The organism is Burkholderia sp. AU27893 (assembly GCF_002223205.1).
Taxonomy (GTDB): domain Bacteria; phylum Pseudomonadota; class Gammaproteobacteria; order Burkholderiales; family Burkholderiaceae; genus Burkholderia.
The window spans coordinates 435,650-460,276 of the sequence record NZ_NKFD01000002.1; the positions used below are offsets into that span (position 1 = coordinate 435,650).

General features: G+C 58.7%; 24 protein-coding genes and 1 pseudogene. 9 read left to right on the plus strand and 16 right to left on the minus strand.

Annotation, left to right across the window (positions count from 1 at the left end; translation table 11 throughout):
* The first annotated feature begins 209 nt into the window (after positions 1-209).
* Both moaC and CFB47_RS15145 read left to right on the plus strand, forming a co-directional pair.
* On the plus strand, positions 210-689 hold the full coding sequence (gene moaC, locus CFB47_RS15140) for a cyclic pyranopterin monophosphate synthase MoaC (protein WP_069248759.1): 480 nt from the start codon (positions 210-212) through the stop codon (positions 687-689).
* 139 nt (positions 690-828) lie between these two features.
* The gene (locus CFB47_RS15145; protein ID WP_089461580.1) at positions 829-1,812 is read left to right on the plus strand and encodes a site-specific integrase; all 984 of its coding nucleotides are present in this window, start codon (positions 829-831) and stop codon (positions 1,810-1,812) included.
* A 96-nt stretch (positions 1,813-1,908) separates the two neighbouring features.
* On the opposite strand, the gene CFB47_RS15150 is transcribed toward CFB47_RS15145, so the two are convergent.
* Complete coding sequence (locus CFB47_RS15150) at positions 1,909-2,442, minus strand: hypothetical protein (RefSeq protein ID WP_232517862.1); 534 nt, start codon at positions 2,440-2,442, stop codon at positions 1,909-1,911.
* A gap of 341 nt (positions 2,443-2,783) precedes the next feature.
* On the opposite strand from CFB47_RS15150, the gene CFB47_RS15155 reads away from it, so the two are divergent.
* Both CFB47_RS15155 and CFB47_RS15160 read left to right on the plus strand, forming a co-directional pair.
* The gene (locus CFB47_RS15155) at positions 2,784-3,431 is read left to right on the plus strand and encodes a hypothetical protein (RefSeq protein WP_143330832.1); all 648 of its coding nucleotides are present in this window, start codon (positions 2,784-2,786) and stop codon (positions 3,429-3,431) included.
* A 286-nt stretch (positions 3,432-3,717) separates the two neighbouring features.
* Entirely contained in the window at positions 3,718-4,497 is a 780-nt protein-coding gene (locus CFB47_RS15160) for a hypothetical protein (RefSeq protein ID WP_089461583.1), read from the plus strand.
* Positions 4,498-5,114: 617 nt separating this feature from the next.
* Here CFB47_RS15160 and CFB47_RS15165 read toward each other — a convergent pair.
* The 4 genes from CFB47_RS15165 to CFB47_RS15185 all read right to left on the minus strand — a co-directional run bounded on the left by CFB47_RS15165 (position 5,115) and on the right by CFB47_RS15185 (position 9,618).
* Complete coding sequence (locus CFB47_RS15165; RefSeq protein ID WP_089461584.1) at positions 5,115-6,155, minus strand: PIN domain-containing protein; 1,041 nt, start codon at positions 6,153-6,155, stop codon at positions 5,115-5,117.
* A gap of 61 nt (positions 6,156-6,216) precedes the next feature.
* Complete coding sequence (locus CFB47_RS15170; protein WP_179258952.1) at positions 6,217-7,062, minus strand: GIY-YIG nuclease family protein; 846 nt, start codon at positions 7,060-7,062, stop codon at positions 6,217-6,219.
* A gap of 411 nt (positions 7,063-7,473) precedes the next feature.
* Positions 7,474-8,487 carry an ADP-ribosylglycohydrolase family protein gene (locus CFB47_RS15180; protein ID WP_256946695.1) on the minus strand — a complete coding sequence of 338 codons (1,014 nt, stop codon included), beginning with the start codon at positions 8,485-8,487 and terminating at the stop codon, positions 7,474-7,476.
* Between the two features lie 126 nt (positions 8,488-8,613).
* Positions 8,614-9,618 (minus strand): lysozyme inhibitor LprI family protein, encoded by a 1,005-nt coding sequence (locus tag CFB47_RS15185; RefSeq protein WP_089461586.1) that lies wholly within the window; start codon positions 9,616-9,618, stop codon positions 8,614-8,616.
* Positions 9,619-9,746: 128 nt separating this feature from the next.
* Here CFB47_RS15185 and CFB47_RS15190 point away from each other — a divergent pair, with 128 nt between their 5' ends.
* Positions 9,747-9,989 (plus strand): helix-turn-helix domain-containing protein, encoded by a 243-nt coding sequence (locus CFB47_RS15190; protein ID WP_089461823.1) that lies wholly within the window; start codon positions 9,747-9,749, stop codon positions 9,987-9,989.
* Here CFB47_RS15190 and CFB47_RS15195 read toward each other — a convergent pair.
* Positions 9,984-10,619, minus strand: coding sequence for a recombinase family protein (locus CFB47_RS15195; RefSeq protein WP_089461587.1), 636 nt, complete (start codon positions 10,617-10,619; stop codon positions 9,984-9,986). The genes CFB47_RS15190 and CFB47_RS15195 overlap by 6 nt on opposite strands.
* Positions 10,620-12,011: 1,392 nt before the next feature.
* On the opposite strand from CFB47_RS15195, the gene CFB47_RS40425 reads away from it, so the two are divergent.
* Together CFB47_RS40425 and CFB47_RS40430 are read left to right on the plus strand one after the other, a co-directional pair.
* The gene (locus CFB47_RS40425; RefSeq protein WP_143330833.1) at positions 12,012-12,755 is read left to right on the plus strand and encodes a hypothetical protein; all 744 of its coding nucleotides are present in this window, start codon (positions 12,012-12,014) and stop codon (positions 12,753-12,755) included.
* A gap of 498 nt (positions 12,756-13,253) precedes the next feature.
* Complete coding sequence (locus CFB47_RS40430) at positions 13,254-13,694, plus strand: hypothetical protein (RefSeq protein WP_143330834.1); 441 nt, start codon at positions 13,254-13,256, stop codon at positions 13,692-13,694.
* A gap of 105 nt (positions 13,695-13,799) precedes the next feature.
* On the opposite strand, the gene CFB47_RS15200 is transcribed toward CFB47_RS40430, so the two are convergent.
* The 5 genes from CFB47_RS15200 to CFB47_RS15220 form a co-directional block, all read right to left on the minus strand.
* The gene (locus tag CFB47_RS15200) at positions 13,800-14,498 is read right to left on the minus strand and encodes a hypothetical protein (protein ID WP_143330835.1); all 699 of its coding nucleotides are present in this window, start codon (positions 14,496-14,498) and stop codon (positions 13,800-13,802) included.
* Between the two features lie 26 nt (positions 14,499-14,524).
* Positions 14,525-15,451 carry a restriction endonuclease gene (locus CFB47_RS15205; protein WP_089461589.1) on the minus strand — a complete coding sequence of 309 codons (927 nt, stop codon included), beginning with the start codon at positions 15,449-15,451 and terminating at the stop codon, positions 14,525-14,527.
* 272 nt (positions 15,452-15,723) lie between these two features.
* On the minus strand, positions 15,724-16,269 hold the full coding sequence (locus tag CFB47_RS15210; protein WP_218829426.1) for a hypothetical protein: 546 nt from the start codon (positions 16,267-16,269) through the stop codon (positions 15,724-15,726).
* Positions 16,270-16,307: 38 nt separating this feature from the next.
* Complete coding sequence (locus CFB47_RS40435) at positions 16,308-16,544, minus strand: hypothetical protein (protein ID WP_143330836.1); 237 nt, start codon at positions 16,542-16,544, stop codon at positions 16,308-16,310.
* A gap of 73 nt (positions 16,545-16,617) precedes the next feature.
* Positions 16,618-17,556, minus strand: a complete 939-nt coding sequence (locus tag CFB47_RS15220; RefSeq protein ID WP_256946696.1) for a hypothetical protein — start codon at positions 17,554-17,556, stop codon at positions 16,618-16,620.
* A 361-nt stretch (positions 17,557-17,917) separates the two neighbouring features.
* On the opposite strand from CFB47_RS15220, the pseudogene CFB47_RS41755 reads away from it, so the two are divergent.
* Together CFB47_RS41755 and CFB47_RS15225 are read left to right on the plus strand one after the other, a co-directional pair.
* A pseudogene (locus tag CFB47_RS41755) lies at positions 17,918-18,022 on the plus strand (cyclic pyranopterin monophosphate synthase MoaC); the annotation flags it as partial.
* A 107-nt stretch (positions 18,023-18,129) separates the two neighbouring features.
* Entirely contained in the window at positions 18,130-19,320 is a 1,191-nt protein-coding gene (locus tag CFB47_RS15225; protein ID WP_089461825.1) for a hypothetical protein, read from the plus strand.
* A 100-nt stretch (positions 19,321-19,420) separates the two neighbouring features.
* On the opposite strand, the gene CFB47_RS15230 is transcribed toward CFB47_RS15225, so the two are convergent.
* From CFB47_RS15230 to sucD, 5 genes are all read right to left on the minus strand, one after another.
* The gene (locus CFB47_RS15230) at positions 19,421-19,771 is read right to left on the minus strand and encodes a TonB family protein (RefSeq protein WP_089461591.1); all 351 of its coding nucleotides are present in this window, start codon (positions 19,769-19,771) and stop codon (positions 19,421-19,423) included.
* Positions 19,772-20,225: 454 nt separating this feature from the next.
* Complete coding sequence (locus CFB47_RS15235; protein ID WP_089461592.1) at positions 20,226-22,004, minus strand: Wzy polymerase domain-containing protein; 1,779 nt, start codon at positions 22,002-22,004, stop codon at positions 20,226-20,228.
* A 153-nt stretch (positions 22,005-22,157) separates the two neighbouring features.
* Entirely contained in the window at positions 22,158-22,754 is a 597-nt protein-coding gene (locus CFB47_RS15240) for a pilin (RefSeq protein ID WP_089461593.1), read from the minus strand.
* Between the two features lie 97 nt (positions 22,755-22,851).
* Positions 22,852-23,556, minus strand: coding sequence for a TerC family protein (locus CFB47_RS15245; RefSeq protein ID WP_089440937.1), 705 nt, complete (start codon positions 23,554-23,556; stop codon positions 22,852-22,854).
* A 155-nt stretch (positions 23,557-23,711) separates the two neighbouring features.
* Positions 23,712-24,593, minus strand: a complete 882-nt coding sequence (sucD, locus tag CFB47_RS15250) for a succinate--CoA ligase subunit alpha (protein ID WP_006477916.1) — start codon at positions 24,591-24,593, stop codon at positions 23,712-23,714.
* Positions 24,594-24,627 lie beyond the last annotated feature (34 nt).

The following is a 24,627-nucleotide window of genomic DNA, read 5'->3' on the forward strand; positions in this document are numbered from 1 at the left end:
ATTCGGGTCATTGTACCGGCGGCAGCGTGACTGTCCCGTGCGGCATCGGCGCCATCTGCACACCCGGCGCCGAGAATGCCACTGCTATGATAGGCGCCCGTTGAACCGTTGGATCGGATCGGGGCGCAGAGACGGGGTGCAATGATCAGGCCAATCGCGATGCGCGATCGCGGGACGTGCTCGCGCCCGCCGTTCCACTAGAGGAAGACATGTCAGGACTCACCCATTTCGACGCCGCCGGCCATGCGCACATGGTCGACGTCGGCGGCAAGCAGGAAACCCAACGCATCGCGATCGCGCGCGGCACGATCCGGATGCTGCCGGCCACGTTCGCGCTGATCCGCGACGGCAAGGCCAAGAAAGGCGACGTGCTCGGCGTCGCGCGCATCGCGGCCATCCAGGGCGCCAAGCGCACGGCCGACCTGATCCCGCTGTGCCATCCGCTCGCGCTGACGCGCGTGGCCGTCGAGTTCGAACTCGACGACGCGTTGCCGGGCGTCCACTGCGTTGTGCAGGTCGAGACGTTCGGGCGCACCGGCGTCGAGATGGAAGCGCTGACCGCCGTGCAGGTCGGGCTGCTGACCGTCTACGACATGTGCAAGGCCGTCGATCGCGGGATGGTGATCACCGACGTGAGCGTGCGCGAGAAGCGCGGCGGGAAGTCGGGGGACTGGAAGGCGGAAGACTAAGAGGTTGTTTTATAAGCCCTTTCCTCGATGCCAAATCGACCACCCCGGCATCACCTTCGTCTGACGCAATCGCCTCGAATCTGACTGCTGGCATACGAAAAATCGATCTTGTCCCACTCCTGTCCCACAGGAGACTGGAATGGCTTCAATTCGCCAACGAGACGGGAAATGGCAAGTCCGAGTTCGACGTAGAGGATTCGCCGACGAAGCAAAAACTTTCAACACTCGCGCCGATGCAGAGCGATGGGCGCGATCCGTCGAAACGGAGATGGATCGCGGAAGCTTCGTCAGTCGCAGTGAGGCCGAAGCAAACACGCTCGAAGACATCATCAACCTCTACATCGCCGACGTATGCCCGACGCAACGTAGCGGCCCTGACGCAATCATTCGGCTTCGTGCCACCTGCCGCAACACGCTGGCAAAACTCAGCATGGCGGCACTGACGCCCAAGGCAGTCGCGGCCTACCGGGACGAACGGCTGAAGCAAGTGAAACCAGCGACCGTGATTCGGGAACTGGCGTTCCTGTCGGCCATCATCAACCACGCTCGTCGCGAGTGGGACATCAACATCCCCAATCCCATCGCATTGATCCGCAAACCAACCGCCCCGCAAGGCAGGGACCGGGTACTGTCCGCAGAAGAAGAGACACGGCTTCTTGCTGAACTGGTCCCGGTTGGCCGCATCAATGTTTGGCTGCTTCCAGCAACGATCCTGAGCTTAGAAACCGGGATGCGACGCGGCGAACTGGTCGAACTTCGGTGGTCGAACGTCAATCTCGAAGCACAGACGGCACATTTACCGATGACCAAGAACGGCACAGCACGGACGGTTCCGCTATCCAAGAAAGCTGTCGCTACGTTGGCAGCGTTGCCGCGATCCATCGATGGCCGGGTCATTCCAGTTAAGGGACTCACGTTGCATGCAGCGTTACGGAAAGCATGTGCGCGGGCAGGAATCGTGGACTTCCACTGGCACGACCTACGGCATACAGCCATCACACGGATGGCGCAGAAGCTGCCGAATGTCATTGAACTCGCCGCTGTCTCGGGCCATCGCAGTTTGGCGATGTTGAAGCGGTACTACCATCCGTCCGCAACTGATTTAGCACATAAGCTCGGATGACGGCAGTGACATGCGGCGTACCCATGAGTCTCATGCGCCACGCCTCATTTGGTGCAACGGCTGTCTCCCGAACAAGGGAGACAGCCTGTCGAATAGCTATTTGCTGGCTGCTGTGGTCGTCGTTGACGCGTCAAGAATGCCAGTATTGATGACCTTGTCTACGAAATTCTCCATCGCATTAGCGATGGCTTTCTGTCCAGCGTCCGCCAGCGCGTCGGCACCGACGCCACAAGACCCGTCTTGACTTGAATGCCCTTGCCCCCGGAACGTAGTCGCAATCAGTTCCTTGCCAGCCTTGTCAGACACACGGGCGCGGATTGCAATGTCTACGTTCGCATCCGCTGTTGGAACGAAGAAGCCGGGGGTAAAACGGACGCGCGGATCGAACTCAGCGAGATCGAACTTGAAAACCAGTCCGTCACCCAATGTGGGAATTGCACCGCCATTCCTGACTGCGTGAGGAAAGGCCGCCTCAACCGTCTTCGACAAGGAATTTTCGAGGGTCTCCCCGATATACATGGGGTATCGATGAGCGCCGCACTGGAACCCCGGCTTCACCTCCTTCCCGGCAGTCGCAAGGTTGTCGCTGAACACCACATACGCCTTGTCCTGCTTGACCTTGGTACTCATTACTTCAGCCGCCCCTGATTGGGACGACACTTGCACGTTATAGGCGCAACCCGAAAACAAACTAACCACCGCAAGAGCGGTTATCGATTTGATCCATCGCATAGCATTCCCCGTAGCTCATTCATTTTGTAAGCCATCTCGCTAAAGGAGATAGCTCGAATAGGTTAGCGGCAGCAGTAACCTCGATCTATAGGTGTTGTCGCCGAACATAGGTTCTTGCAACACACCTTACAATTGCATATCGACACATAACCACATCTCGGGGAACCATGAGGACATTGACGTTGATGTGCGCAGCTATTGGAATTTTGAGTGCGTGTGGGAAGTCCGACCAGCCAACTATGGGGACACCTGTATCCAATACGAATCAGCCAACAGTCGCCGCTCTCCCGTTCACCATCGAAGGCGCATCGTTGAGCGATATGTTTCAGAACAATCTTAAGGTCGCCAAGGTAGAAGTCGGCGTGAATGGCGGATCAGCGTCACAGTGGGCTGCAACCGCGACTGCGATTGCGGAGAAGGTGGCGACGTTCGGCGCGGATTCAGTTGAAGTTTCAGTGCGTCGCAATGAAGTTAGGCAATCTCGCGGCGACAGATTCCGGGAAGTCGCACATGCATACTACAGCCCAGACCCCAGCCATTCCGTCTGGGACGACAAGGAAAAGTGGAAGCTGTTGCAAGCAGACGCTTCGCACCTTTCCTCGCAGCAGGATGTAAACATCTACGACGATTTCTCGGACCTGAATGAAAAGCTGATCGACAAGGGCATGGACGACAACGCCGCCGATCAAAAGGCCGGGGCAGTCATTGCGAAGAAATATCATCTTCCGAAAGATTGGCGACTACCCATCGGAAATGTCCTGAAAGACGTGCCCAGAGATGCGATGAGTGTTGATGCTACTCCTGCCAGCGATGGCTTGGCCGCACTGGATCGGTGCTTGAACGGTAAGATCGTTCGCATGATGACAACATGCGAAGACGCCCGGTAAGCGGGGCGATGGTCACCGGCATCGAGTGTTCCGATGCACCCGGCGTTGCAACTTCTCAATATTTGCTCGCAAAACAAACATCGAACCAGATACATCAATGACAACCATCTTCTGCAAGCGGTCTGCATTCGGCCCATCTTGGGGTGCAAATTTCAACGGTAGGCACCCCCTTACGGCACCATGGCCCACCTTGGTTTGGGCTGCGATAACAGTGGGGAAACCGGGCTTTTCGTTCCTCACCAATCACGGTTGGCACTCCGTCAGTGACATTATCGTGCGGAGCCACATGGTGTACGCGAACCTTCGTGAAGGCACTGGCCGCTACTACAAATCCAGCTATTACGAATCGTTAGACCCTACCGAGAAGGGGTTTGTCTCTTACTTTCTCGGGATGATGGCGGCAAAAATTGTCGCCGCTGATGTGCTGGATGTACCGTGGCTCTTTCACTTGTCGATGTTGCAGTCTTTAGGCGGCTCGGCAACGCTCATTGGCAGGTCAGCACCGGACTTGATCGGTCTCAATCGAAGAATGGAGTGGGCCGTCGTAGAAGCAAAAGGCCGGACAAATCGCCATAGCCCGGATGCAGCGGCTGCCGCAAAATTACAAACCCGACAGCTTCGGACGATCAACGGTCGTTTCCCGTTTGTTCGCGTTGCAGTCCAAGCGTTCTTCTCACCTGACCTTGAATTTTCGGTAGATGATCCCGACGACTACGACGACGACGCGCCCGATTTTCAGGGCAATATTGACCTCGCCTTCGAGCGGTACTACGCGTACACAGTACGAGCGATCCACTCCAACCCAAAGCAGATTTCAATCGCTGGCGATGAGTTCCGGTTTGGCGTGATTGACGAACTCGGGATATCGGTCGGCCTGCCAACTAAGGTATTGACGATGCTGGAAAATCGTCAGTTCAACTCTATCGCGAGATATTTGTCGGAACGCCGATTTGCTGAGGGGGCCGGTGTTTTGCCCGATGGAATCGCGATCTTGCTGGACAAGCGGTGGGCCACAGAGCAAATGCGGCTCGATCTACCGAGCCGAGACCGGTCAGGCACAACCTGATTCCGCCTACTCTCTTCGTACAACATCGATCTCAAATCGGTCGAAGGTCAGGTCGCCGACGTGTTCGCGGAAGGGGTTACCCAACGTAGTCAGATCGTGGTCCACACCACTGCCAGCGCGTAGCACTGTCATGTGCGGTTGAAAGCTGCGAGCCCCAAAGGCATTCGTTCGGTGCGTGCTTGGTCGACGAGAGCCCAGCACGTCCGGGGTCTCATATTTCAGCAAACGCTCACGCAGGCCAAGTATGAGCGGCATAGCGACGCTCCTGCGTTGCACTCTAATGCCTACCTTTCTCTGACCAGGAATCAGGTTGGGGCGCGGATTCTCTCCACCAGGAGCCATAACCATGAAGCGAGTCTCGCTGGCAGGAAGCACTATACGCACGGACTCGACCGTAGGTTCCAGATCGTTCATGAGACGTCTTGCATGATAGACGGTTATATGCATCTTTCCCACGATGCACCTTGATCGCATGCCAAACCTATCCATCATGAATTTTCGAAGGCGCTCCGAATCTGCGTCACACAGAAAAAGCTGCGCCCACACTTCATGCCTAAGCCGCTTTTGCTGATTTGCAGGTTCATTCATTGGTCAATCCATATTGACAAGGGATGATGTCAGGTATCCAAGAAGTCCCACTCGTCCCCGAGCACCCATCGAAGCGCGGACAGCTTCCCATTAATCATGCCCCACTCGAAGTCGGTCCAAGGCCCATAGTTACCTGCACCTAGCTTTCGCTCCGCCTTCTTCGCCGCCTTCAGTGCACCCTTCCAAATTTCCTCGACGGTATGAGTCTGGCCGTTCAGCCTCTTTTCGGTCCATTCCTCGCGACTGACGATCTTATGTTTGCCCTTTTCAACCTGCCAAGCAAGGTACTTGTGTCGGTTGTACCAAACTTGCGTTGTCAGCCGGTCTATAGCGTCTAACATCTCCGTAAGACTTCTCGGCTCTTGGTCCCACTCCTGCTCCCACACCGCATAGGTAACGCGCATAGGGTCGATGCGCCGCAAGCATTCGGCCAAGTTGATGAAGTACATTGACTTGATCTTCGAAAACGAACCGGCCAAGTCAGGGTGTGGCAGTTTCTGATTGCCGTTGGTGATGCTGAAGTCGTGCTTGTTATGTGTGACAAAGGCGAACCTCTGTCCCGCGCCACCCATCGTCCGTACACACTCGAAGTACGTTTCGATCAGCACGGCGTCGGCCATCGAGTTCTTGTTCTCATGATGGCACGGTGCCTTTCGTTGCAGCGCCCGGTCTGCCGCCCGAAGCTTCGCCGCATCGCTTTCTTCGATGATGGCTGATGCTGACAGGACCGCAGCGATCCGCGTCAGTACGCTTTCTGCGGCACCACCCAAGATGGGTATGCGGTGATCCAAGTCGGACAGGTAGTCCAGCACTCGGCCCTTTTGCCGCTTATCACCGTCAGCCTTACGGATGGCGCTCTTCACTTGATCGAAGTGCGCCGAAAGGCTCCTCGCGCTTGATTTGGCGACCCGGCCACGGTTCTTATGGAATTCATCGACAATAATGCGTGGTACTAGCAGCGTCACCCGTCCATCCGAGAGAAGACCCTCTAGCAGGTCTAGCAAAGGGGTCTGCTTCGCGTCTGCCGCAAGATCCAACCAAACGCTGGTGTCGATGAGCACATTAAACATGGCTGGAGAGCGTTATTGAAAGGAGCGGATCGACGGCAATATCATTTGCTCGCGCCAGTAGTCACAATGATGCCAGTTCGATTGATGCCGGACCGACAACTCTCACTGTTACCGGTTGCATCTGTTCGAAATTCGCCTGAAACCAGTCCCTCAACGGCGCGTATCCATAAACACGCGGCGTGCTGTTGGTGTTTGTCGTCCTGTCGAATCTCCCCTGAACGAGTATCTTCTCAGGGCCACAGTAGATGTCGATCCCAGACCCTTGTGGTCCGAATAGATACTGGTTCTCAACGGCAACGTTGAAGAACCCGTTCTTGTAGTACGTCGGCTGTAGAATGAACTGGAACGTCGGAGCAGTCGCGGACATTTCGGCATCAATTTCCGACGCGGCATCATCGGCATCAAACTCGGGCTGGCCCTCGTCACCTCCATCGTCTTTCGTGCCCTTGCTACGCATCGCGTTCCACGGCGGCGACAGCGTCTTAATGATGCTGTCTTCGAGCGCCGCAGCGAAGTTGATCTTGAACTCTCCGTAGCGATGCAAGCCAAGGTCCGGGAGCGCGAGAATATCGACATCCTGACCGGCAGACAGCAAGTCTCGAATTGCTCCGTTGTTCCGCGTGTTGGTACGCTGCGACTCGCTAGGTTTCAGGTATGAGGCAAGACGGCCACGCAATGTCTTGGTCGTCTTCCCGACATACAGCACGTCGTCGCCACTGATAAAGGCATACAGGACGTTCGCATGATCTACCTTGTCCGTAAGCTCAAGGAAAAGAATTCCGTCTCGCAGTCGCCAACAGCCAACAGGAGCGAAACCAATCTCGAAGAGGCGTTTCATCAGTCCACCATCGGGGAGAGTGGCGCCGTCGACTTCAGAACGTACCGCTCCGCGATAGTCGAAGCCCATCGTCGATGGTCAGCACTCGACGGATGGAAGTGAATCTCAGTCTGGAATTTCGGCCACTGACCGGCCTGTCGAACCAAGTAGACTACTTCGGCCTCAATGGTTTCGATGTCCAAGCACGGATCGCTCTCCGGCGGATCACGGTGACACCATATATCCAAGCAGGCCGCCGACAACTCATGCCGCCACGCGTAGCCGTGGTACCCATTCTCTCCTGACGCGCTCCACCCCAGACGCAGCCGGTTCCGTACCGATTGCTTGGTGATTCCAACGTATATCGGCCGATCATCGACGCTGACGATGTATAGCTTCGGCAAGCGAGATGTCGCGAGGCCGGAAAATTTATCGGTTCCCAAGGGACATTCGACTGCAAACTGATTGCAGTCGAACGACAGCTTGTATCTGCCTACCCATTCAATGCGCACCAGCATCCTCCCTTCGGCTCTCTGTCAGCCGACCAAGCATCGGGTCCATGATCTCGAATCCTCGCAACTGCGCCAACCATCTGGCCGGTATTCCTTCGACACCGAACTTGATTCCCGCCAACCCGCACGCGACGGCTGCCGTCGTGTCCGTATCGTGGCCGAACAGGATCGCGGTTCGGGCAACGTCTTCGAATGTATCCTCTTCCAGCGCCTTTCGGGCCGACCAGATGGTATCCAGCACATAGCCGGTTCCGCTCGGCTGATCGGTTTTCGGAAATCGTCTCAGCACATCGAGTTCAATCAGCAACCCGCCACGTTCGCGCTCATCGGACCAGACGTTGTACACCTCTTCGAGACGCTGATCGGCCCATGTCCAAGGATCAGCAGTCGCCGACAAATATCCACGTGCTACCAAGCAGTAGAACGCACACGCGACAAGCGACCGGGGATGTGCATGAGTCGGCAACGATTGGAGATGCGCGTCATGGACCAGTGCGTCGTCGGGACCGGTGTGCCACAGGGCCAGCGGCAGAACTCGCATCAGTGAACCGTTCCCGTTATCTCGTTCGGATGCGCCCCCTGCTTCGCGAGGTGACACACCATCGCGCAGCCGATTCAAGGCATTCGCGGTCTGGACACCGCAGTCGAACACATCACCATCGACGGCCATGTACCCGTCGTCAAGCCAGCGCACCAATCTGTCTGAGAAGTCGATCAGCGAGAATCGCCCGCGTTCCAGAAGGCTAACAAGCAGACAAAGCGCCTGCGCCCCGTCATCGGACCATGTGCCGACAGGTACACCGGCATGCGAACGCCGGTATCCGGTGGGCGGGATCATTTCGATCATGTCACGTGGCGGAAGCAGGTTCGGCGTCTTGAATTCAAACGCCACGCCCAAGGCGTCCCCGACCAACAAGCCGATAAGCCCGCCGATCCGCGCGTCCGCAAATGGGCGCAGTCCGAGATACCCTTCACTATTGTTCATCTGATCCACCGTGGACATGTCACTGTACCGGACCCGCGTCCAACACCGGGCCACGAAAGAGAAAAACCGCCGTCAGGCTTTCACCATAGGGCGGTTCTCCGTTAATGCCGAGATTCAGCATCAGCTAATCGCATCTCAGTACCGCTACATTGCGGACAGCCTCTGGATTCGGACTTGGGTCACATTCAGCAGGCACGCCGCGTCATCGCATGCGCTGCGCTTCTTCAACCACTGGCGCTGATCATCTTTCAGGCCAACTGGATCGTTCGTTTTCGCGCGTGCAGCGGAATAAGCAGCGTTCAGCCGGCGATCCGCGTCGGCAGTTTCCGGCGTCGAACAGATCAGCTTCTCGATCTTTGATACAGCTTTACCGCAATCGAAGCTCGCCTGAATCACCGCAGTGGCAGACAGGGAATTTCCGGCAGTTTCAACGCCAGACGCTGCATTCGCTCCGCCTGTGTCAGCACTCACAGGAGTTGACGCACCGGCCCGTTGATTGTCAGCCGTCTCCACGGTCGATTGAACTCGCGTCGCCGCATTAGCCGCATCTGCACCCTCGCCAGTAGAGGAGGCAGTTGCCACCGGGGATGCAATCGATGCCCCATGTCCAGTTGCTGCCCCGGTGATGGTAGCCACCGCCGACTCTGCGTCAGCATGATGCACCGAACCACCGTCGATTCGATGAATGCCGTAAAGAATCGCCGCCAAGAGGCACGCAGTACCGACAAACGCCACGGCAGCCATGAACAACGGCGGCCCCACTTCAAGCTTCATCTCTTGCGCGTATAGATCGGTCATGCTGGACGCGATGATCATGTCAGGCTTCATGTCATGTCGAACGGCAGCCCCAAACGCGAATGCACGCATGCCGATCCACGGAAACGCGAGCGCAAATACAAGGCCGACAACCCCGTATTTCAGCCCCAGTAACCCGACCGCAAAGAAGGCCACGACGCAGAAAATCGCCGCGCCGATAAGTCCGACGATCCACCCAATTACCTTTGCATCTCTTTTGTCGCGCGCCTCAGCCTTCTGTGCCGCTTCGGCTGCCCGCGCACTTGCCAAGGCGGCGGCGAAGTCCGCCCCGCAGTGCCGACACCGAATAGCCTCGTCTTGTATAGCTTCGTAGCAGTAAGGGCATTTCTTCATATTGGATTCCCCGGATTGTTGTGAATCCCTGCGTAGGCGCTTGGGCCATGACGGTCAATTGCAGGGCTTCATAGAATAAGGTACATGTACCGTGGTGGTGGCCGCATCATATCCGAATGATTCGGGGGATGCCAAACCTCAGCAGTCACCGTCAAGACCCGACCCTTGTCGCCCTTGGGCAAGCGATCCGTCGCATTCGCAAAGAACGCGAGATGTCGCAGGAACAGCTTGCGCTGTCCGCCGAGGTCGATTTGAGTTATCTGGGACGCGTGGAACGCGGTGATAACAATGTCGCTGTTCTCAGGCTAAAGCGTATTGCCGATGCACTCGGGATGACGATGACCGAACTGATGAACGAAGCGGAGCTATGAGATTGCCTCAGCCGTTGCCTCTTCCTTGATCTGCCGCGATAGCCTCGACAGGGTGGACCTGGAACACTTGGTCGCCGCGATGATCGTGTTCCAACTGTCGCCACGACGTAGCATCGAAATGATCCCCGCATTCCGTTGATCGTCGGGCTTACGACCGCGATAGCCGCCCTCAGCCTTCAACTTCTCGATACCTTGCTTCTGTCGGCGTCGCCGGTCCTCGTAATCCTTGCGAGCGATTGCTGCCAGCATGTCCAGCATCATTGAATTCAGGGCATCCATCATCCGGCCTGTGATGTCGTCCGCAGCGGCAGTCAACATCCATGATGTCGGCAAGTCCAGAGCGATAACCCGAATCCGACGTGACTGAAGTTCTGCCTTCAGCTTCGCCCAATCATCGCCATTCAGGCGTGAGAGGCGATCCACCTGTTCAATCAACAGGATGTCGCCTTCGTGGCAGTCCGACAGCAACCGGAAGAGTTCGGGACGATGAAGCGATGCCCCCGATTCATGTTCGACGTAGAAAGCTGCGATTTGAAGTCCACGTTCCTTGGCGAACTCGATCAGGTCATTTTTCGCCCGACTGGCATCTTGTTCTTTTGTGGAAGCACGAAGGTAGGCACGGACGAACATGAAACACCCCGATCAGTTCTTTTTGAGTGGTTCGAATATTAACAGTCTGATATGGGTTATGTCCAGCCATTTATCGAACCACCTTTAGACCGGTTCGCCTGATGTACACCCATCCAACACCAGCGATTGAGGTAATCAGCGACCACCGGTCGCGCCGCCCGCCTTGCGGCACTCCCGGCGACTGCACCGAGGAATGCAAGTGGCCGCACTGCCTGAATGGACGGAAGGTGCCTATTCGTGATATAATATGGTTTCGATTTGTCGCACCGGCTTGGACTAGTGCAGCAAGTTGACTCCCCCTGTTGTTCTATGACTGCGATTCCTCCGCAGTTTTCGTAAAGCCCCCCCTCTTGTTGTCTGATCGTTCCAGCACAGGCGCACTTGTTGGCCTTGGGCTTCGCGATTACCCCGATCAGGCTACTGATCCGCAATCACCGGCAGGTCATGGATTGCCGTGTCATCGAACAGCACACGTACAAGGCCGTAGGTCGCGATGAGTGCGAGCAGAATCGGTCGATGAACGAGGAATTCGGCCGGACCTCATTAATTCGCTGAGGTAGGAAGCAGTTAGGTATCTGCACGTCACATCGACCAGTAGAACTTGACGGCCCGAGCGTAGCGAGGGGCGGCAACGTTCGGCCGCGCAGCGGCCAGTTTCTGTTCATCAATCAAGTTCTACGTCGTCTCTGATTTCGATTGCACGAAGTAGCCGCAGTTGATGTCAGGTCGAAGTTCGGAGATGATCAATTGCGCAATATAAGGCAAATCGGAACACATCGGGGCACATCGGGGCAATGAAATGCAGGAAACAAGCCGAATGCTGACCGATGAATATTGGACGCAGCAGGTAAACCAATCAGTCCTCATTCGTCAGGTCGATTCATCATCGATATAAAGAAATGATCCCGTGAGCGACCACCGGGAGCGAACCACCTGCGCATAGCAGGTGTCAGGGATGAAGTCCACGTAGTCCAGCAACTACTAAGGCCACAGGCCGAAGCTGCTTGTTCAGTGATCACGTGGAAATTCGGCAAAAAACCAGTCCCGACGAGTCCTCGTTAACGAACACATCCGTCGCCCGCTGCGCGTCCGACGGTCTTTGCCGATCCTCGCTGCGCTCGGATCGTCACGCCGCCCGATTTCTTTACATCAACAGGGACTAACAACTCGAAGATCAAGATTCAACTTCCCATCATCTCCATTACAATCATTAAGAAAAATGGCAATCCCTTTACCAGCAAGGGATTCCAAGATTAAAAATTCCGGTATTACCGAAGCTTTTCGAAGCCCGATAGCTCAAAATTTGGAGCAACATCCGAGTCAGTGCAGGGGCATCTCCCTTCAAGTCGGAAAACTGATAGCGGAGCGTCGACATCACACAACCCAGAACGCATGCATTACAGTACCAAAGAATACGAAGCTTTGTCAGAAGCCAGCAAAACTGACGCATCTGATTGCACAATATCAGATCAAGCAGATTCATCGCGTCAAAATAACGAACCGCAACTTGAACCTTTCTCATGGAACTTTACCCCAATTCGAGATAAGGAACTGAAAAAAGCAGGATGGAAACGTCCGAAGGGATCAGACACCATAATCTATGCCGAACCTTCTCAGTGGGTAGATATGGAGACTGGCGAACTTTTCACAAAATATCAAGTTCGAAATCTTGGGATCGATATTACACCATCACCATCACTTCGAACGATTCGAGCGCAATCGGTTGTTCAGCCGCTACCAGATGAAAAGCGATACTTCATCCTTTACATCCTCGGACTACGAAACACACGTGGCGGACTCATCATTGATCTGGAAACAGCAATCAATCGCTGGATTGCGTGGGTGTACCCACACGTTGATATAACAGATCGATCATCAAAGCGAAAAACCCTTGAGAATTGGCTGTACAAGTATGGAATATTAGCGAATAGGCAAACCTTCGCTACAGATTTTCAGTTCATCGCACATTCAAGAAAGAAGGACTACATCGCCGAAGAATCATTGTATTTCCAAAGAGTCCCCGTACTTGGAAAGCTCGATTGTGGATTTGCCATCAACCCACTCACTGAGCGAAAGCGTCTTGTTGAGTGGATCAATTCAAAGAAGGTCGCCTCCGGCGATGCTGAGAAACAGTGATGTACTCAACGCTTCAATCATAAGTTGTGGTTATATTGGTCAGAAAATCGAAGACGGTTATCTGACCAATACAATCATAGCTCGACCCGTGTCGAGATTAGTAGTGATCTAGCACGACGATTGGTTGTGAGACGGGTGACGATGCACCCATTCCAATACCCTACCACCGTTGGTAGTGGAGGCTACTGGTTGCGGTTTCATTGTAACGGGTGACCGTACTACGATTCCCGTTGCTACACGGTAACCACGTCACCAGCCACCGACCTCAGTCGAAGGTATGCAACGACTCCGCAGGCACAACTGTTGACCAATGGTTGGGCTGGTTGTTCCGGTCACGGTCCTTGCCGTTGCAATGCGCCACCCGTTGCGCGTGGCAGACTAGTATTGTTGTCGACAGTCGCAGACACCACCAAAGACGCCAACCCAGCGTGGCCTGCGAACCCAGGGTCGACGTAAGATTGACCTTATCGTGCCATTTACCTGTGCTAGTTTGGAATCATGCCGACTTTTGCCGAATACATGTCTACCGCAGCCTTCGCCGTTTCATTCGTCAGCTTGTGCGTTTCTGCACACGTTGCCTTTCGTGACCGCGCGAGACTTACTGTTTCCGGCAAGTTCATTCCGGCCTCCAATTACGGCCCTAATCGAATAGTCGTCGCTATGGTGAACGTAGGCCGACGCCCTGTCATTCTTCGCCTCATCGGTGGCGCTGACGCAGCCGGAAAGTGGAGCGCAGAATACCTTTCCCGCGAAACCGGTGGTTTGCGTTTGGGAGAGCATGAGCGGTACGAACATACTTTTAACAAGGATGATACTATCAAGTTTCACCCTGAAGACGATGATCTTTTTCTCAAAACGCTATGGGTTGAAGATTCCCTTGGCGTCCGGCATAAAGTTCCTAAGGCGAGTCAATATATTGAACGCCTTTGGTCTAGTTAAAAGTTTGCTCCGGACTAATCAATAGGATACCGCAATTGTCCCCAGAGGCATTGTCACTGATGTGCTAAATCGAAGCATGGCGCTATATCCTAACGTTGCACAGCATCACTCCGGCAACTGTTGCGCTCTCAATTGACGGGTGGCGGTGTCGATCCATACCCGACAGTAAATGTCCTTGCTGCCCCCATCTTGGGGATGAACTCGAACGTGAAGCCTTGCTGCCGTCCCCGAAACCCAGCACATATTGCCGCCAAAGCCTGATCCGGTCGGACCACTCAATCTGATGTCTTTGTCGTCGGCGTGGGGCGGTTCACGCGAAAACCAGTATGCAACGAATACCGTTTTCTTCGCCTTCGGCGGCAGGTCAAATTTTTCGATGAAGCGCGGACCGGTCGAACCATCGTGCTGCGGGGCATTCATGACATACGCGTTGCAGTTCCAGTGCACGTCCGACCGGTTCTGCACGATAGTCGCCACGCTGTAGCCCCGAAACTGATCGTTGAAGGTAAAATCAGGCGACCGCACGTCGTCGGTAATCGATAAGGTGAGGGGAACGATGCGCCAATAAGCCTTCAGACAAGCTGCGAACAGATATACGATAAACCCGATGGCCCAACTGACCGCTGCAATAGCAAGATTGTTGGCGATTTGATTGGGGATGTCACCAATTCCGACCTTCGGCAATATGTAGCCGAGAACGGCCGCACTCAGCAACGTCGGCCATCCGAATGCTTGCGCAACGGCATCTCGAATTGCATATCGAAGCCAGTGCCAAAGGAAGCGCCCAATCGTGCCTTTTTGCATAACTCGATCCTCGTAGTTTGCGCAGCCTACAGCGCATCCAGTTGAATCGTGTCAGCAACCCGATCAAACATGGAATGGACTTCCAGTTTAACTTCCAAGAATCCGGACGTTGGCCTTTGCTCACTACCACGCGGTTGCCATTGCGCGAAATCCATAGGGACAGCATCCATCAGAATTTGCGTACCGGGCGGAAACGTAGCCTTTTGTTCAAGCCAGCTATAGAAGCCGGTTCCGCTAATGCCAACGTATCGTTCAAGCTGTTGGCAAACCCGCTCCGCCGCAAACGAGATCGCGGAACATTGATATTCTTCGCCAGCACGCACCACGACTGTCTGTGGTTTGTCGAACACTCCCCGGAAGTTCACTACCCATCCGAAGCCTGAGACTTCCGCTGTGTTATCGAGAAGATAGTTTGTGAACCAGTCGATCACCCTCTTCCCAGCAATGGTGACATTTCCCGCGTCGAAGTGGACAGGTTGTGCTGGTTCATTGACAAAATGGAGCGATAACGAGAGCCGTCCCCATCGGATAACGTCTGCTTCCCACCGTGTACCAATAAAGAAATTTCTGTTCGCGGGGTCGTTGTCAATCAGCGAAAGCGCCTGAACGCCATAATGTGCACATTTCGCAAGTGCGGGTTTGGTAAAGCCCCGACGCGATACCAGCACCTTGAAATTGGCATTGATGTCGTGCGCCTTCGTTACGAACGCGTCAACGTCCGGCGTTCCAACCTTGCCGCCCAAATCCTTGCACTCGATGATGCCCAACATCTGCTGACCAGCGAACGTTCCCCGCACAACGACATCAAACTGCCGCCTTTGGCCGAGACGGTCGATCAGAAATTCGCTGTGCGTCACGGTAGCTTGTGGATCGATCTGCGACTGAATCGCGGCAACCACCTTCTCGAAGGCGATGCCCGGCTGCTCAGGTTTTGCGCGGCGTGACTTCTTCATCGTGGCAATCGAATCAGGGTGGCATCGTAGACATTATGCCTTTCGGCCAATCCCTCGACACCTGACGAAATCACGAAGCACACGTCAGCAACGCCGCCTCAATCTCTTCCAACGGCCCTGCAAGATCGCGGGCATCAAGGCTGATGTAATGCCGGTGTCACACATCACCGCGCTTCGGTGCATGTCCAACGGTGCGGGACATCGACCATAGCACTGACACCGTAAGTGATGGCAACGCCACGGGCCAATCTCACCGTTGGTTGGAATACTAGTCACCCAATCGGAACGCCGGTAGCGCCAGCAACCGAATCGCCATACTCATCGCGAAGGTGGCATCGGTAAGTAAGTGAGTCTCTGCCGGAATCATACTGTTCAAGACACGCCGAGAGATTCGAGGGATCATCGATTGAACGGTAGTGCGTCAGCGGGTTGCGCAGATTCATGAGACGACGCAGATCGTCGGCATCCTGCGCGGAGATGACATCACGCGACACGCATCGCTTCAATGTGTCGTTGAATGACACGCGGTCCGGTAACTCTTCTGCATCGAGGCCGATAGTAAGGTATGCGGCAAGCATATGTTCGGCGAGACCTTGACACAGCAATACAGTCGCAACGTAGTTGCCATGAACAAAGCTAGACCGTGCTTCCGTCCACGCGGCAGAAGCCGTCTCGCCACCCGGCATCAATGTCCCCAATGAACCGAGCGCAACAGAAAGGTCCGCAAGCTGCCGGAACCGCGCGACCTTACCCACCAGATCATCGTGTAGGTCCGCAACCAAGATGCGGAACGCGTCAACGTCGTTGATGGTGTCCAATAGTTCGGACTGTATCTGATCTATCACCGCTGGTCGCTCTACCGTCGTTTGCCTGTCCGAATCTCTTCGCCGATGCGCTGCATCTCCGCATCAGCCGCGCGCCATTCAGCATCTGCTGCATCTAGTTCGTTCAGGTCGTCGGAGGACGGATTTCCCGATCCGTGTGGGAGAAACTGCCTAGTGACACTGATGAAGGCTTTCTGCCGCCGTTCAAATGCCTGACGCTCACGCTCAAGAGCGGCTTGTTCTTCGGCGCGTTGTTCTTCCGGGGTCATCGGTATCTCCTGTCAAGAAAGCCAACGAGCAAGCGTTATCTGACTATGTTCGGCACTTCGTTGACGACCATCGTCACTTGATGCCGTAATAGCCCCCAAGGGCATCGGCCAGCAACTTCCCACCGGCAGCAATCCCGATACTCCACGCGCCGCTGATTGCCTTCTCGGACATCTTCCCCATCCAAGCCTTCACTTTCGGACCGAATTGCTTCGTTTCGGCTACGGCCTTCGGATCGTCATCGTCTACAGCGGCCTTCAGTTCGTCCACATCCCCTTCGGCGACGCCGGTGTCCTTGAAGGCTTTCGCCAGTGCGGCGAAGTCGCCCTTGGTCACGGTGTTCGTAATCGTGGTTTCGTTACTATTCCCGATCACGACCGTCGCGTTGTCACCAAACACCGCTGATGCGAACATCCCGGCAGCATCGATGCCTTTCGCCGCTTCCTTCATATTGTCGTCTGCCACGTCACCAAGTTGATCTTGCACATTCAGCACGAAATCCAACAAGCGCGACCGAATCTCGATCAGGACACTTAAAATTTGGGTCGCTTCAATCTGCGTCCAAGCACTCGTGACCCACGCATTTTGGATCGCCTTGCCAAGCAAACTGTTGAATTCTGGTGGGATGGGGATCGACAGACTGGTGTCTGGCTTCGCCGCGAATTGTTCGAGCACACCCACCGATTCACGCAACGGGGCTTCCAACAGACTCTTGCGCACGTCGTCCGGCAAATGCGTGGTTGGTAGTCCGTGCTTGGAAAACTGCCACGCGCTGTTCTGAACGTTTCCCAACAATCGTGCGCCAACAACGCGATAGGCGGGTACCGGCTTGCCGTCGCCGTATCCGTTCAGTTCGTCGTTAACCCAATCGGCAAGTTCCTTGTGTCCGATCCGGTGCAGCAGAACCTTCATCTTCAGAAGCGCATCCGTCAGCGAACCGTCCTTGTCGCTCAACAACGTCACGATGTCCTTTAGCAGTTGCATCTCGACCTTACGTCCGAACAGGATGGTCAATTCTACGTGAAGGAGATAACTGACGAGAGTAAAGTCACCTGAATCTGTTCGAGCGGCCCTGCGACATCTCGGGCATCGAGACTCGTGTAATGCCGGTGCAGCACGTCGCCACGCTTCGGCGCATCCCCCAGAATTCGGCGCAGGATCGCATCAGAGATGCCATGTCGTGCCGCGACATGTACTTCCGTCCGACCGGTTCAATCGCGTAAACTTACGGCACAGTGCGGTCGCGATTGTTGTCCCAAATCCGTCCCGCTGCTGTCCCACTTCATCAACCGAGTGGGACAAGATCGAATGAATCGAACGCAGTAAGTCTTTGATTCAAAAGGCCGTCACCCAAGGCCACAAGCCGTATCCACACATGTGCAAGGCCGTCGATCGCGGGATGGTGATCACCGACGTGAGCGTGCGCGAGAAGCGCGGCGGGAAGTCGGGGGACTGGAAGGCGGAGGAACCGGCGGGTTGAGCGCCAACGGCAGTAGCAGCCATTCACCGGGGCATCGTCGGCCGTAGCGATGCCCCGTTCGAACGACAAAAAATCAGAAAAACACATCGCAAGTGAAGAACCTCACGCTGAAATACGGCGCGCCGCTGCTGTGCGCGCTCTCCCTGCTGCCGGTCGCCGCGTCGGCCGCCGGCACCTGCCCCGCCGCTGACTCCGCCGCGCGCGCGGCCATCGACGCTCAACATCGCGTACGGCAGATCCGTCTTCCGCCGAGCGACGGCGGCGGCGTCGACATTCCGCCCCCGCTGCGCGACGCACTGCATGCGTACAAGCAGGCGCTCGTCGGCACGATCGATGCGCGGCTCGCGTGCAGCGATGAGCAGGTCGACCCGGCCGCTCTGAAACGCACGCTCGCGGCCGCGCTAGGCGTGCCGGCGCGGCCCCTCCAGCCGAAAGACGGCGAATCGGCGTTCGGCCGCAACCCGGACATCGACGTCGAGCGCGGCGGCACGTCCCGTCCGTTGCTGTTCGTGCGCGCCGGCTTCGACATCGCATGCGGCGACGACAATCTGCTGACCGCTTACGCATGGGAAAACGGCGGCTGGCGGCGCGTGCTGCGCTGGCAGGCCGACGATTACAAGGACATCGGCGGCGCGTATGGCAGCGGCTTCTGGTTCTCGGCGCTGCCCGGCGGACAGGTTGCGGTCGTCCACGGCACGTCGTCGTGCGCGTCGCGCTGGAGCCAGTTCGCCGCGGACGTGATCGCGCCCGCCAGCGGCTCGACCGCGCAACGCGCCGTGTTCCATTCCGAGAACAGCTACGTGCTCGACGACAACCCGATCCGGTTCAAGGTGCGCCCCGACGGCTTCGAGGTGCGCGCGACGGTCGGCTCGATGGACAGCGACGTGATGACGCGGCCGGGCATCTTCCGCTACCGCGTCGACGGCGACATTGTGCAGCGCGTACAGCCCGTCGCGCTCAACGGCCGCGATTTCGTCGACGAATGGCTGAAGGCGGATGATGCGCTGGCGCGCGAATGGAGCGAACCCGCCGCAGCAGCGGCCGCGCTGAGAGGCCGGCAGGTGTTCGACAAGGCCAGCAAGGTGGCCGGCAGGGGGTTCGCGTATGGCCCGGTGCGCGGCTGCTCGGACAGCAAGGATCGCTTTCAGGTCGAACTCGATCTGACGGGCACCACCGGGGAAACGGTCGCGCGACACTACGCGCAGATTCGCCAGGAGCGCAACGGGTTCACGCTGCTCGGGCTGAGTACCGCGGCCGAGCCGGCTTGCCGCGGCGCGAACCTGATGCCGCAGCACTGAACGTCGGAAGCGCGTGCCGTCACGGCCGCGCGCATCGACTGTCGGCGGCCATGCACAACGATGCGGCGGACACCTCTAAGCGGGCCGCACGGCCCACGCATCACTGGCCGCGCTGCGGCTCGAACACGAACGGTTGGGTCAGCAGGAACGGGTTCGCGGTCGCACCCGTCTGCACGCAGGTCGCGTGCGTCATCGCGTCGACAGCCGCACGGTCGGCCGCCGCATTGCGGCTGCTCGTCGTCACGGTGACGTTCTGCGCTTCGCCGGACGTCGTCATCAGCGCGCGCACGAGCACGGTCGCCGGGCGCGTGAGCGGCTTCGCGGTATCCGGATAGACGGCGCGCGGAATATGGCACGTCAGCTTGCTTTCCTGCGACGACGTCAGCATCGCGCAGCCGGAAAACAGCATCGCGACGGCGGGCAGGATCAGGTAGGTCGAGCGAATAGCCATGGTCGAATATCGTTCTTCAGCACTGTTCCGAACGCACGCGCCGCGCACCGGAACACGTCGCCCGGCCGCACCGCATGCGTCACACTGCGCCGCGGCCATCGGACCGGCGCCCCGTTACGGCCGCACGGCCGATCGATGCTCGGCCGCGATCCTGCGTGGCGGACTTCCCGGGTGACCGGGGTGTTGCCTGTGTTCGCGCTGCCCTTGCCTCACACGGGTCGGCATGCAAGCGCTTTTGCGCATTGTGCACGCACGGCCCGGCGAGCGGCGGCGATTTGACAATGGTTGACGCGAATCGCCGGGCCTTCGGCCTGAATCCACGCGATCCGCGAGGTAATCAATGCACGGCCGAAATCGCCGGGTTCGCGCCGGGCGGTTCCTCCCGACACGCACCGCTGCTCCCTCACGGCGCGGCACATGCCGGAATTCCCCGTTCCGGCAGGCGCTGCGCGCATCAATCCGAATCGTCGTCGTCCTCGTCATCGGCCGCATCGGCCGGAACTTCGCCGTATTTCGCGACGACCGCCGCCTTGAACGGCTTCAGCGCCGGCTGCGCATCGCACAGCTTGTACAGCGCGGCCAGTTGCTGCGGCCAGTCCTTCAACTCCTTCGCAAACACGTGCAGGCGCGCGACGGTGTCGAGCGCGTCGGCCTCGCGACCGGCCAGCGCCTGCAGCGCCGCGTAGCGGCGCAACACGGTCTCGCCGGGCAGCAGCGCGATCGCGCGCTCATGCGCGGCGAGCTTGGCCGGCAGGTCGTCCGCCGAAATCGGGAGCAGCGTTGCCGCACCGTATTCACCCCACGCGCCGAACAGCAGCGACGGCGCATCGCGGTACTGCGCAGCCGGATCGCTGCCGTAATACAGCACTTCCGCGCGCTGGTAGTCGCGCAGCACGGGCACCGCCGCCAGCACGCCGCCGACCGACAGCACCGCGAACAGCCCGAATGCCGCACGCCCCGGCAGGATGCGCAGCGACTTCACCTCGAGCAGCCCGATCACGAACATGGCCGGCAACAGGAAGAACATGTACTGCTGCGGATACTCGACCAGCGCATGCATCAGCAGGATGCCGATCAGCGCAAAGCCGAACACGCGCATGCTCGACTGCGGCGCGCGCACCGCGCGCACGAACCACGTCACGAGCGCGACGACGAGCACGCCCAGGCCGACGAGGCCGGACTTCGCGAGCAGGTCGATGAAGATGTCGTGCGAGTTGTTCGCGATCTCGACACCGCCGAGCGAGCGCACGAGCGCGAACTGGTGCGACGGGAATTCGCCCCAGCCGACACCGAACAGCGGATGTTCGCGGAACATCGCGAGCCCGTACTTCCACAGCGCGAGGCGCGGCGCGATCTGCCCCGCGTCACGCATCCGGTCGGCCGCGGATTCCGCAAGACCCAGGTGGTAGTGGACGTTCGCCCAGCGCACCGCGACGTTCACCGCGATGAACGCCACCGCGAGCACGACCGGGATCGCCCACGCACGCGCATTGCCCGGCGCGCGGCGCGATTCGAGCCACGCCATCCAGAAGCCCGCGACGACCATCACCGCGACCTGCAGCCACGGCCCGCGCGACACCGTCAGCGCCAGACCGACGGACAGCACGACCGACAGCGCGAGCCACGCCCATACCGCGAGCCGACGCGTCTGCACGAGATACAGCGCGCCCGCGAGCGCGAACGCGATGTAGCTGGCCAGATGGTTCGCCTGCGCCATGTTGCCGTACGGACGGCGATCGACCGCGACGTTGTACACCACGACGAACGGCGACAGCGCCGACTCGAGGTGGAACAACTGCACGATCTGCGTTCCGACCGCGAACACGCCGCCGACGAGCAGCGCGCCGGCCATCATCCGCGACACGGCCTCGGCCAGCCCGTCGCGCGCGAGCGCATAGCCGGCCTGCATCGCGACCAGCGCGGCGGCGAGATAGCCGACCGCCAGCCAGTTCATCGACGGCACCTTGAGCGGGATCAGCGCGACCTGCGCGATGAGTACCACCGCGAACCCGAGCGGTGCGACGAACGCGGCCGGCGCCGCAAACGGCTCGGCCGGGCGGCCCGTGCGCGCGAGCAGCACGACGGACACCCCCACCAGCAGATACAGCACCAGCGCCGAAAACTCGGAATAGAAGGTCGGGATCGGATACGTGTGATTCGTGATCGCGTAGGGCACGATCAGGGCGACAGCCAGCGCAACGAGCGGCAACGAACGGGAAAAAGTAGAAGGCATGAGCGAACCGGATGTCAGCAACCGGCGCACTATACAAAACTTTCCCCCCTCTGTGCGGGGCCTTCGCGCCGCGACCCGACACGGCGCGGCCGCCCCGGCCGGCTGACGAGGCGGCCGGCATGCTGCCCGCGCCGCCCTGCTCTGCCTCCGGCGCTACGCGCGACACTCGGCCGGCGCATATTTCGCGGGCAGCGTCGCCGCGTCGCCCGGCAGCGGCCCGGCCCCCGGCGCGGGCAGCGATGACGCCCCCTTGCCGGCGGCGAAGCACTCCCACGCGATCGTGCCGGCCTGCATCGCGCCCTTTTTGAGCGGCACGCGCGCGGTGGGCGCGTCGGCCTTGTCGGGCGCGGACGGCACGAGCACCAGCGTATTGCTGCCGGCCGCGGCGACGCGCGTGGTGAACGCGACCGTGATCTGGCCGGTCTCGCCGTCGATCACAACCGATTCGACGTTGCGGGTGCCGGCCGGCGGGCTGTAGCCGCCGTCGAGGCTCGCGCCGCTTGCAGCATTGTCGGCGACGGCGAGCCGCGCGGACGACGCAAGCGCGAGCCCTTCGCCGACGCGGGAGCGCGCAAGGTAATCCTGGTACGCGGGAATCGCATAGGCCGCGATCACACCGACGATCGCCAGCACGATCATCAGTTCGATCAGCGTGAAGCCGGCCGGCCGCCAGCGCGGCGACGGCCGGTTCGCGCGCCGCAGATCGGCGGCCACGCGACGGAACAGGGAAACGGAAAAGGCTTCGAACATGGCAGGCTCCGGAAACGAAAAACGCCTGCCGGTAAAGGCAGGCGTCTCGATCGTAGCCAGCGGGCCGTGAATCCGGCAGTCGGCCGGACGGCCAATGTCAGTGCGCACGCGGTACGTCGCGGCGCTTCCTGAGCGTGTAACCGATCGCCACGACGAACAGCGCGCCCGCGATGCTCGCGCCGTAGAGGGCCTCCGGCGTATCGAGCACCGGCCAGCGGTCGCCCACCGGGTCATTCACGATCAGCCCGCCCGCGATCCAGCCGAGCAGGCCGGCGCCGAATGCCACGAAGATCGGGAAACGGTCGAGCAGCTTCAGCACCAGCGTGCTGCCCCACACGATGATCGGCACGCTGACGACGAGCCCGAAGATCACGAGCGCGATCCGGTGCGACGGGTCGGCCTGTTCGGCCGCGCCCGCGATCGCGATCACGTTGTCGAGGCTCATCACCGCATCGGCGATCACGATCGTCTTCACGGCGTCCCACAGCCGGCTGGCCGGCTTGATGTCGTCGTGCGCGTCGCCGGCCGGCGCCATCAGCTTGATGCCGATCCACAGCAGCAGCAACCCGCCGCCGAGCTTCAGGAACGGCACGTCGAGCAGCGCGACCGCGAACGTGATCAGCGCGACACGCAGCAGGATCGCCCCCGCGGTGCCCCAGATGACGCCGCGCAACCGCTGGTTCGGCGGCAGGTTGCGACACGCGAGCGCGATCACGACGGCGTTGTCGCCGCCGAGCAGGATATCGATGATGATGATCTGGAGAACGGCGCCCCAGTGGAGCGACGTCAGGAATTCGAGCATGGCGTGACGGGCAGGACGGCGGCCGCCGGCGGGCGGCCCGGTTCATCGCCGGCACATGCGCGATGCATGCCCGGTGCTTACGAATTCATTGCGCGAGCATAACAAAAAACGCCGGCAAAGCCGGCGTTTTCCGCAGGACGAACCCAGGGGAAATATTACAGCGCCTTCTTCAGCAGACGGCCCATTTCCGACGGGTTGCGCGTCACGGTGATGCCGCACGCTTCCATGATTTCCAGCTTCGCTTCGGCCGTATCCGCACCGCCCGAGATCAGCGCGCCGGCGTGGCCCATGCGCTTGCCCGGAGGCGCCGTGACGCCAGCGATGAAGCCGACCACCGGCTTCTTCATGTTGTCCTTGATCCACTCTGCCGCATTGGCTTCGTCCGGACCACCGATTTCGCCGATCATCACGACTGCGTCCGTATCCGGATCGTCGTTGAACATCTTCATCACGTCGATGTGCTTCAGACCGTTGATCGGGTCGCCGCCGATACCGACTGCCGACGACTGGCCCAGGCCGAGTGCCGTCAGCTGGGCAACCGCTTCATACGTCAGCGTGCCCGAACGCGACACGACACCGATGCGGCCCTTGCGGTGGATGTGACCAGGCATGATGCCGATCTTCAGTTCGTCCGGCGTGATCGTGCCCGGGCAGTTCGGCCCGAGCAGCAGCGTCTTGCGGCCTTCGCGACGCATGCGGTCCTTCACTTCGATCATGTCACGCACGGGAATGCCTTCCGTGATGCAGATCGCGAGATCCAGGTCGGCTTCGACCGCTTCCCAGATCGCAGCGGCTGCGCCTGCCGGCGGAACGTAGATGACCGACACGGTCGCGCCGGTTTCCGCCTTCGCTTCCTTGACGCTTGCGTAGATCGGAATGCCTTCGAAATCTTCGCCGGCCTTCTTCGGGTTCACGCCCGCGACGAATGCTTCGCGGCCGTTTGCGTATTCACGGCAGGCGCGCGTATGGAACTGACCGGTTTTGCCGGTAATGCCCTGCGTGATGACCTTCGTGTCCTTGTTGATCAGAATCGACATGTATTTTGACCTCTGTTCGATGGGCGTCGCGTAT